Below are 2475 nucleotides of genomic sequence, written 5' to 3'. Positions count from 1 at the left end.
CCGTATATTCCACATCCTCTCTTTTGGCAGGCACGCACCCAATAACGGCGGTTTACGGAGGGGATACATACAATTCTGCTTCGCTTTCGACGACATTGGCACAGGTTGTCAATTCGGCGACGCCTACTCCAACGCCTACTCCAACGCCTACTCCTGCTCCAACAACTACCAGCGTCTCATCGTCTCTGAATCCATCAATACACGGCGTGTCGGTCACATTTACGGCAACTGTTACGGGCAACTCTCCAACAGGTACTGTTACATTTACAGATGGCACGAACACTCTTGGCTCTGCCTCGATTAACTCAAGCGGACAAGCCACATATTCTACTTCGTCACTTTCAGTCGGCACTCATTCAATAACGGCGTCTTACTCAGGGGACACGAACAATTCGACTTCGTCATCAGGGGCATTGAATCAGACCGTAAATGCCGTAACGACAACCACAACCGTTGCTTCTTCTCTAAATCCATCAACGTACGGCACATCTGTAACCTTCACAGCCACAGTAACAGGGACATCTCCAACAGGCGATGTTACGTTTAAAGATGGCACAGCTACGCTTGGCACCGCATCACTTGTAAGCGGACGGGCCGTATATTCCACATCCTCTCTTTTGGCAGGCACGCACCCAATAACGGCGGTTTATTCGGGGGACACACATAATTTATCTTCGACATCTGCGGCGTTAAGTCAGGCCGTAGGTTACTCAACGGCAATAACCATTACTACATCTCTGAATCCATCGAAATATGGGGCGGCGGTAACCATCACGGCAACGGTTACCGGTACATCGCCAACGGGTACAGTGGCCTTTGTGGACAACACAACCACACTTGCGGCAGTGTCGCTTAATGGAAGCGGACAGGCTGTATATTCTACGTCCTCTCTTTCGGCAGGCACACACCCAATAACAGCGGTTTATTCGGGGGACACATACAATTTGGCATCAACATCTGAGCCATTAATTCAGATGGTAAGTCACATAACGGCAACGACCATTGCTACATCTCTGAATCCATCGAAATATGGGGCGGCGGTAACTTTTACGGCAACAGTTACAGGTGTGTCTCCAACGGGGACTGTTACCTTTATGGACAACACAACCACACTTGGCACCTCTCAACTTGCAAGCGGACAAGCTGCGTATTCTACATCCTCTCTTTCGGCAGGTACACACCCAATAACAGCGGTTTATTCAGGGGACACATACAATTTGGCTTCGACATCGGCGGCATTGAATGAACTCGTAACACAGGCAACGACAACAACCATCACATCGTCTGCGAATCCATCGGCTTTCAGGGCGTTAGTAACCTTCACAGCAACAGTTAAAGGAGTATCTCCAACGGGGACTGTTACCTTTATGGACAACACAACCACATTTGACACGCTTGGCGTTGTTTCGATCAACGAAAGGGGAAAAGCCTATCTGACAGTCTCATCGCTGGCTGCGGGTACACATTCGATTATAGCGGTTTATAGTGGAGATACAAACAATTTATCCTCTACATCGGATGTTCTCAATCAGACTGTGAAGACTGTCATCATTACATCATCCAGGAATCCAGCAAACTATGGGGTTGCGGTAACCTTTACGGCTACAGTTACGGGGAATTCACCAACAGGCACCATAACATTTATGTCTGGCATGACGCCCCTGTCAACCGTTGCATTGGACGTCAATGGACAGGCCACCCTAAGCATTTTACCGTTGGTCGGCACATATTCGATAACTGCTGTTTATAGTGGAGACTCAAACAACCCTGCCTCGACATCGGTTGTACTCACACAGGTCATCGCGTATATAACGGTCACATCGTCCATGAGTTCATCTGCCTACGGCGCGCCGGTAACCTTCACTGCGACTGTTACCGGTGATTCGCCTAATTCACCCACCGGCACAGTTTTATTTATGGACAACATGACCACTGATAACACGACCATTCTTGGGACAGATGCCCTTGTCAATGGAGAGGCATCATTGGCAACCGCGGAGCTGCCCATTGGCACCCATTCGATAACGGCCATTTATAGCGGAGACTTATACAATCCGGCTTCGACTTCATATCCGCTTACTCAGACAATAATTGATAACAACACAGTACAGACCGTTTCCTTTGCAGTGGCCGGAAGCGGCTCGGTGACGGTGTATGACGAGAACTTTAACATGGTAACAACAGCTCTAAGACAAGGCAGTAACGCTTCCTGGCTGTATGGTTCGGTTAGGATATTTTACTTCTCGCCGACTGAGGGCAGTGTGTTGACGCATCTGACGGTCAATGGAATGTCAATGCCGCCCGTCAGTATCATCAGAGCTATTATGGTTGAAGATTACGACATCAGCGCCGTTTATTACCCGTAAAGAAGTTTCGTACACATGTTGATGACAATTGTTAGCTTAGGGAGATCGCGGACATTCGTAAGCGTCTAAATAACTACACCCGCTGGGTTACCGGCAAGAGTACCCCCTA

The 2475-nt window shown here is 48.7% G+C and carries 1 protein-coding gene; it reads left to right on the top strand.

What is annotated here, in order from left to right; all coding sequences use genetic code 11:
- Positions 1-2366: beta strand repeat-containing protein (locus AB7D94_RS14740; RefSeq protein WP_420266720.1), on the top strand; the 2366-nt coding region annotated here is incomplete at its 5' end.
- Positions 2367-2475 lie beyond the last annotated feature (109 nt).

It is taken from the genome of Candidatus Magnetominusculus dajiuhuensis (genome assembly GCF_046044395.1).
GTDB classification, from domain to species: domain Bacteria; phylum Nitrospirota; class Thermodesulfovibrionia; order Thermodesulfovibrionales; family Magnetobacteriaceae; genus Magnetominusculus; species Magnetominusculus dajiuhuensis.
Note: the sequence above shows the minus strand (reverse complement) of the source record. Positions and strands in the feature narration are given on the sequence as shown.